Here is a 7,168-nt window from a genome sequence, read left to right on the forward strand (position 1 = left end):
TTACGAGAGACATCAATGGCAATAACCGGAATTGATCACATTCAGCTGGCTATGCCCGAGGGCGAAGAACAGGCTGCCCGCGCGTTCTATGACGGCCTTCTCGGCATTCCCGAAGTCGCCAAGCCTGCGGCGCTCGCCGGTAGAGGCGGATGCTGGTTCGAAATCGGTGGTGTTCGCATCCACCTTGGCGTCGAGCAGAATTTTTCGCCCGCAAAGAAAGCCCACCCGGCCCTTTTGACCAACGATCTCTTTGCGCTGGTCCGCACTCTGGAGGCGGCGGGTTATGCCATCACAGAAGACCAGCCATTGGCGAAATACGACAGGCGCTTCGTCAATGACCCTTTCGGCAACCGCATCGAACTAATGCAGCTCAAATGAACCAATGATAACAGCCGTTGACGATCAAACGTCGTAAATATGTCGGAAAATCTCTGATAACCTTTGCTATCGCCCCGGAACGCTTTCACAATGCGATTGGCACAATGCGATTGGCCCCACAAACCCATCAGGATGATCGATTCCCCATGAAACCTCTGTCCATCTCGACGCTGACCATTTGCGGCATTGACGAATTGCCTGCCCAAAGCAGCCGCACCGTCACCCACGTTCTTTCGATTCTCGATCCGAACTGGCCGGAACTGGAAGCATTTCAGGCATACGGCACCCATCACCGCACGACACTGAATTTTCACGACATCATCAATGCGGAGGAAGGCAAGATATTGCCTGAGCCTGAGCACGTGTCTGAAATCCTGAAGTTCGGCAAAAGCCTTGCCGAATCAAAGGTTGAAGGCGCTGAAGGGCACCTGCTGATCCATTGCCATATGGGCATATCCCGTTCGACAGCCGCCATGCTCTCGCTGCTTGCCCAGACCTATCCGGATGAGCCCGAAACCCGTCTGTTCGAGCGTCTGCGCGAGATACGCCCGCAAGCATGGCCGAATTCCCTGATGATAAAGTATGCCGACGATCTTCTTGATCGGAAAGGCAAGCTGGTTGACGAATTGCGTCGCCACTACAGCTGGCAGATCAAGCGCGAGCCGAACTATCTTGAATGGATGGCCCGTATTGGCCGCAGCCGCGAAATTGAAATGGCTGCCTGATCCGCATCAAACTTTTCCGCCCGAATGCAAAAGGCTCCGTCAATGACGGAGCCTTTTGATTTGAGCACCTGAAATATCGATCAGGCGATTTCGCGCATATCCGACGCATCCGGCTCACGCAGCACATAGCCACGGCCCCAGACGGTCTCGATATAATTGATACCTCCTGATGCATTGTCGAGCTTCTTGCGCAGTTTGCAGATGAAAACGTCGATGATCTTGAGTTCCGGCTCATCCATACCGCCATAAAGGTGGTTGAGGAACATTTCCTTGGTAAGCGTCGTACCCTTGCGGAGCGAAAGCAGCTCCAGCATCTGGTATTCCTTGCCTGTCAGGTGAACGCGCTGGCCGGTGACTTCAACAGTCTTGGCATCGAGGTTCACGATCAGGTCGCCAGTTGTGATAACCGACTGTGCATGGCCTTTCGAGCGGCGAACGATTGCATGAATGCGCGCAACCAGTTCGTCCTTATGGAAAGGCTTGGTCATGTAGTCATCAGCGCCAAAACCAAGGCCGCGCACCTTATCTTCGATACCGGCCATGCCGGAGAGGATGAGGATAGGCGTCTTCACCTTGGAAAGACGCAGGGTCCTCAGGACTTCATAACCGGACATATCCGGCAGGTTGAGGTCGAGGAGGATGATATCATAGTCGTAGAGCTTGCCGAGATCGACACCCTCTTCGCCCAGATCCGTCGTATAAACATTGAAGCTTTCCGACTTGAGCATCAATTCGATGCTCTGGGCCGTCGCACTATCGTCTTCGATTAAAAGAACCCGCATATCATTCCCCTTTTCCCGCCGCTGAAATGGGTTGCCCAAGAAACCTCGATCAGGGCAATCCCGAAGTCAGGTCGCGAAACAAGCCGTTTCCATAACGTTAAGATTGCCACCGAATGGTTAACAAAATCTAATTCCGCTTTGCAAGTGTCTTTGACTCATAAGTTAAAAATCTTGGACACCGCATTGATTCATAAGGTGAGTCACCCGGTCAAAAACCATCAGCCAAAGCTTCAGGTTCTGCGCCTAAGCGATTCATTCGACTCAATAAATTTTTTGCCAGACACAACTGACATCGGTTTACCGAGCTTTAAGTCTTAAGGCGTATGATTAATGCTGAACGTAAAGGAAAGGTTACCAGACGCGGCAACCTTTAAGTTTTTGTTTCATTTTCCCGAAGTGATTCGGGTGAAACGCCAGCCGGATGACTCCTGTTTGAGGGTCTGTGTACCGGCTTTGTGGGGGTACAGAGTATGAAGTCGCATGAAGGTTTGGTTCGATTGAAACTGTTTCAGGTCAAGGAAAAGCGCCGTCAGCTCGGCCAGCTTGATCTCATGATGGGTGAATTCGAACGCATGGCTGCCGAATTGGACGCGCAGATTATGTCCGAGGAAAAAAAGGCGGGCATTACCGACACGTCGCATTTTGCCTACCCGACATTTGCCAAGGCTGCACGCCAGCGTCGTGACAATCTTTTTGATTCGATCCGTGATTTGAAGACTCAGAAAGACGATGCCGAGGCAGCGCTCTCCGAATCAGAAGCGGAATTGGCAAAAGCCGAGGCGCTGGAACAGCGCGACGGCAAGGTTCGCGACATGGATGAAATGCCTGTTGCCGACAAACGCGCCATGATCGGCTGAATTTAAAAAGAGGCAGCCGCCTCTTTAGTTCTGCTGCACCACATCCGCCCAATCCTTATGACGAAGGGATTGGGCGCGCATGAACGGGCATAGCGGAATGATCTTCCATCCCCCTGCCCTTGCGTCTTCCACCGCATGCAGCGCCAGTGCTTGCCCTACGCCCTGGCCGCGCAGTTCATCCGGCACACCCGTATGATCGACAATGATCAACTCGGGATTTACCCGCGAAAACGTCATTTCCGCCTCATGCCCCGAAACGACGGCCGCATAGCGCCCGCCTTTTGCCGTTTCTTCTTTGGTGATGGTGATATCATTTGCCATTGAACTTCTCCTTGACGCCGAAAGTGCCTTGCCGTCATTCATGATCCGTTAGATCAGCTTTTAAGGCCAAGCGGAACACCATGGCAGTGACGAGATTATTGATTCCCCTGTTTCTTTTTATTGCAACGTTCTCGCTGGCATTGGGTCTCACCATGCCGCTGATGAATGTCAGCAAGCTCTATTTTTTCGATGAAAACCCGTCTTTGGTCGGACTCATTGCGGCTTTATGGACCGGCGGCGATTGGCTTCTGGCCGTTATCGTCGCGCTTTTTTCGGTGATTCTTCCGATTGGCAAATTGGCGGTCGCGCAATTGGCTGCCGCGCACGAACCAATCGCCGCGCGGCTTCTGCATCGCTGGATCGGCATCCTGTCAAAATGGTCGATGCTGGATGTCTTGCTTGTAGCACTGGTGATTTTTGCCGCCAAGACCAGCGGGCTTGCGACAGCAATCGCCCAACCTGGCCTTTGGTTTTTTGCGGCCTCAGCCATTCTTTCCGCCATCGCCACGCATTTCATCGTGCAGCAGGAAAAAGCGGAATCCCAATCGTGAGGGCCAAAAACGGAAAAGGCTGGTCTCAACGACCAGCCTAAGCCTAACTCAAAGGCGACATCATCTAATGACGATATTGCTGTATCCGGGTCGTTCTTAATCCAGCCAGGCCATGATCAGAGATCGAGGACTGCCAGGACAGGAACTCTTCCACCGTCAAAGTATAGCGATGGCAAGCCTCCTCAAGACTAAGAAGACCACCGCGAACAGCGGCAACCACCTCAGCCTTGCGGCGAATAACCCAACGCCGCGTGTTTGCGGGTGGAAGATCGGCGATGGTCAGCGGGCTGCCATCCGGGCCGATTACGTATTTTACTCTCGGTCGAACAAGATCGGTCATTGTACTCTCTACACTAAACTTCAAGACCTATCGCACCTGACATTACATGCAGGGCTTTAATAATTGCCTAAACCTCCGGTCATTCTCTGGTAACTTCTGTAAATTCCTGAAGATTATTCAAAACCCAGATTTTGCGGGCTTCCAAGGCTGCTATCCGCCATTGCCATCACGACACGTCCCTCACCTTTGCGTGAGAAAAATGCATCGCACACCACTTCCTGTTGGCAAGATCGAGTCAATTGACCTATATAGGGGCCTTGAATATCCCTGCGCCGTTATGCCGCTGCAAGAACCGGATCTGCTTATGACACTGAATAATCTCGATCTGCCGGGCAAGCCGGAAGACACCCGTATCGTCGTCGCCATGTCTGGCGGCGTGGATTCTTCTGTTGTGGCGGGCATTCTCAAACGTCAGGGTTATGATGTCGTTGGCGTTACCTTGCAGCTCTATGATCACGGCGCATCGACCCATCGTGCCGGCTCCTGTTGCGCCGGTCAGGACATTGAAGATGCACGCCGTGTGTCCGAGCGTCTTGGCATTCCGCATTATGTTCTGGATTATGAAGCGCGTTTCCGCGAAGCCGTGATCGATCCTTTTGCCAACAGCTATGTCAGCGGCGAAACACCGATTCCGTGTGTATCCTGCAATCAGACCGTCAAATTTGCGGATCTGTTGCAGACCGCGCGCGATCTTGGCGCCGATGCGCTGGCCACCGGTCATTATATCCGCAGTCAGGCCAATGGCGCGCACCGTTCCCTATACCGCCCTGTCGATTCGGACAAGGATCAGAGCTATTTCCTGTTTGCCACCACGCAGGAGCAGATCGACTATCTGCGCTTCCCGCTCGGCGGCCTGACCAAGCCGGAAACCCGCGCCATTGCCGAGGAACTTGGCCTGACAGTCGCCAACAAGCAGGACAGTCAGGACATCTGCTTTGTGCCGCAGGGCAAATATTCAGACATTATTTCGAAGCTGAAGCCTGAAGCTGCCAATCCCGGTGATATCGTCCATATCGATGGCCGTGTCCTTGGCCGCCATGAAGGCATCGTTCATTATACGATCGGTCAGCGCCGCGGTATCGGCGTTGCCACAGGCGATCCGCTCTATGTGGTGCATCTTGATGCCGCCAATGCGCGTGTTGTTGTCGGCCCGCGCGAAGCGCTGGAAACCCGCAAAGTTTTCCTGCGCAATGTCAATTGGCTTGGTGATGATGCGCTTGCCAGCATTCCCGAAGGCGGCGTTGAGGTTTATGCCAAGGTCCGCTCGACCCGTCCGCCACGCCCGGCGGTTCTGCATCACCGCGATGGCGAGACATGGGTGGAACTGATTGATGGTGAAAGCGGTATCGCGCCCGGTCAGGCCTGTGTGCTTTATTCTGATGACAGCAACACCGCCCGCGTTTACGGCGGCGGCTTCATCGGCCGCTCGGAACGCGCCCCGCAGGCAGAAGCCATGCTCAAGCGCCTGGCGCAACAGGGTCAGGCTGTCGCCTGACCTCTAGCTATTTTATTTACGCTGCAATTTGGTGGTTCGTGGTTCGACAAGCTCACCATGAGGGGCTTGGGTGGATGCAACGCTAATCGCAAGCGTTGCGGATCACTAAGGTTGCAGAACTTGCCCCCCCTACATCACCCCTCTCCCTCATGGTGAGCTTGTCGAACCACGAACCCCAACCCCACGCACCAATCCCATCGAGCTTAAAAACGCTTATGCAGCGTTTTTCTGCTGGAACTCACGAATAGTCCCGATAATCCGGTCCTGATCCGCTTCACTCAGATAAGCATGCATTGGCAGGCACAGGATATTCTTCGGCAGGGTTTCAGACACGGCCAGACCACCCGGCGCTTGCATGTAATGCGCATAGGCCTCCTGCAGATGCAGCGGCTTCACATAATAAATGACCGACGGAATGCCATTGGCCTGCAAATGGGCCTTCAGCGCATCACGGTTGGCAGTCTCGATCGCATACTGCGCCCAGGCAGAGCGCGAACCCTCAGGCATATACGCAACCTTGACGACATCCTTCAAGCCATTGGCATAGCGCTTGGCAACAACCTGCCGCGCTTCCATCTCGTCTTCGAGAATGACCAGCTTTTCGATGAGGATCGCCGCCTGGATTGTATCAAGGCGCGAATTCATGCCGACACGCACATTGTCATACTGCGTCTCGCCCTTGCCGTGGAACAGGATGGAACGCAGCAAATCAGCCAGTGCCCCATCATTGGTGAACATGGCACCGCCATCACCATAGCAGCCCAAAGGCTTGGCCGGGTAGAAGCTGGTCGCGCCGACATGGCCGAATGCGCCGCACATGGCATTGTCGCGCTTGCCACCGACAGACTGCGCCGCATCTTCAATTACAAACAGACCGTATTTGTCAGCAATCGCCGAGACTGACGTATAGTTGGCGGCAAGACCGAACAGATCAACAGGAATGATGGCCTTCGGCTGCAGACGGCCTTCGGCAAGCACGGCCTTGATGGCGGCTTCAAGCTGCTCGACATTGATATTGTACGTATCAGCATCCACATCGATGAATACAGGCTCGGCACCAACAAGCGCTACAACTTCCGCCGTGGCGGCAAAAGTGAAGCTTGGGCAGAAGACCGCATCGCCGGGGCCGATGCCGCGCGCCATCAATGGAATCTGCAATGCATCCGTGCCATTGGCGCAGGCGACCACATGCTCAACGCCAAGATATTCGCCAAGGCGCTTTTCAAACTCGGCAACCTCAGGTCCAAGGATATATTTGCCTTCACGCACCACTTTGGCGATTGCCGCATCAAGCTTGTCGCTAATCCGTTCACGCTGTGCGCCGAGATCGATGAACTGCATCATTGCTCCAATATAAAATGTCTCCGCGAATCCGTCGCGGAAAACGGTCAAGACAACTCTTTAGTGGGGCCGTGGGAGGTCTGCCAGACGTTGTCGTTCAAAGTTTGTCCGGTCTTGTAACAACGCTTTACGTTGAGAGCAATGATGCGTTGCTTTTTGGACGTGGTTCGTGGTTCGACAAGCTTGTCTGTTAGAGATGGTATAATGTGAAGAGGTCCACGTACCCTTTCCCGGCACGTGGACCGATTGACAGGATGCCGTTTCGACAAGCGGACATTGCAGTCCGATGGTGAGCAAGGCCCTGTCATTCGATGACACCCGAACAGTTGCAAGGGGCACCGACCCCGTATGACAAGCCAGGGAACCTCATCATGACAC

General features: G+C 54.0%; 9 protein-coding genes. 5 read left to right on the forward strand and 4 right to left on the reverse strand.

Annotated elements, in window-relative coordinates:
- Positions 1 to 15: 15 nt before the first annotated feature.
- Together AB4Y96_RS20685 and AB4Y96_RS20690 are read left to right on the forward strand one after the other, a co-directional pair.
- The gene (locus AB4Y96_RS20685) at positions 16 to 378 is read left to right on the forward strand and encodes a VOC family protein (RefSeq protein WP_441919552.1); all 363 of its coding nucleotides are present in this window, start codon (positions 16 to 18) and stop codon (positions 376 to 378) included.
- 146 nt (positions 379 to 524) lie between these two features.
- Positions 525 to 1,103, forward strand: coding sequence for a tyrosine phosphatase family protein (locus tag AB4Y96_RS20690; RefSeq protein WP_441919553.1), 579 nt, complete (start codon positions 525 to 527; stop codon positions 1,101 to 1,103).
- A gap of 80 nt (positions 1,104 to 1,183) precedes the next feature.
- On the opposite strand, the gene ctrA is transcribed toward AB4Y96_RS20690, so the two are convergent.
- Positions 1,184 to 1,885 carry a response regulator transcription factor CtrA gene (gene ctrA / locus AB4Y96_RS20695; protein WP_091878075.1) on the reverse strand — a complete coding sequence of 234 codons (702 nt, stop codon included), beginning with the start codon at positions 1,883 to 1,885 and terminating at the stop codon, positions 1,184 to 1,186.
- A gap of 470 nt (positions 1,886 to 2,355) precedes the next feature.
- Here ctrA and AB4Y96_RS20700 point away from each other — a divergent pair, with 470 nt between their 5' ends.
- Positions 2,356 to 2,742, forward strand: coding sequence for a flagellar export protein FliJ (locus AB4Y96_RS20700; RefSeq protein ID WP_091878076.1), 387 nt, complete (start codon positions 2,356 to 2,358; stop codon positions 2,740 to 2,742).
- 24 nt (positions 2,743 to 2,766) lie between these two features.
- On the opposite strand, the gene AB4Y96_RS20705 is transcribed toward AB4Y96_RS20700, so the two are convergent.
- Positions 2,767 to 3,063: a GNAT family N-acetyltransferase gene (locus AB4Y96_RS20705; RefSeq protein ID WP_091878077.1), complete on the reverse strand. Its 297-nt coding sequence runs from the start codon at positions 3,061 to 3,063 to the stop codon at positions 2,767 to 2,769.
- Between the two features lie 80 nt (positions 3,064 to 3,143).
- On the opposite strand from AB4Y96_RS20705, the gene AB4Y96_RS20710 reads away from it, so the two are divergent.
- Positions 3,144 to 3,614, forward strand: coding sequence for a paraquat-inducible protein A (locus tag AB4Y96_RS20710; RefSeq protein ID WP_441919556.1), 471 nt, complete (start codon positions 3,144 to 3,146; stop codon positions 3,612 to 3,614).
- Positions 3,615 to 3,678: 64 nt separating this feature from the next.
- On the opposite strand, the gene sciP is transcribed toward AB4Y96_RS20710, so the two are convergent.
- Complete coding sequence (gene sciP / locus AB4Y96_RS20715) at positions 3,679 to 3,954, reverse strand: CtrA inhibitor SciP (RefSeq protein ID WP_091878079.1); 276 nt, start codon at positions 3,952 to 3,954, stop codon at positions 3,679 to 3,681.
- 304 nt (positions 3,955 to 4,258) lie between these two features.
- On the opposite strand from sciP, the gene mnmA reads away from it, so the two are divergent.
- Entirely contained in the window at positions 4,259 to 5,449 is a 1,191-nt protein-coding gene (gene mnmA, locus AB4Y96_RS20720; RefSeq protein ID WP_441919559.1) for a tRNA 2-thiouridine(34) synthase MnmA, read from the forward strand.
- A 213-nt stretch (positions 5,450 to 5,662) separates the two neighbouring features.
- Here the strand turns inward: mnmA and AB4Y96_RS20725 are convergent, their stop codons facing one another.
- Entirely contained in the window at positions 5,663 to 6,790 is a 1,128-nt protein-coding gene (locus AB4Y96_RS20725; protein WP_441919565.1) for a DegT/DnrJ/EryC1/StrS family aminotransferase, read from the reverse strand.
- Between the last annotated feature and the right edge of the window lie 378 nt (positions 6,791 to 7,168).

This window comes from Phyllobacterium sp. TAF24, from assembly GCF_052113785.1.
GTDB lineage: Bacteria > Pseudomonadota > Alphaproteobacteria > Rhizobiales > Rhizobiaceae > Phyllobacterium.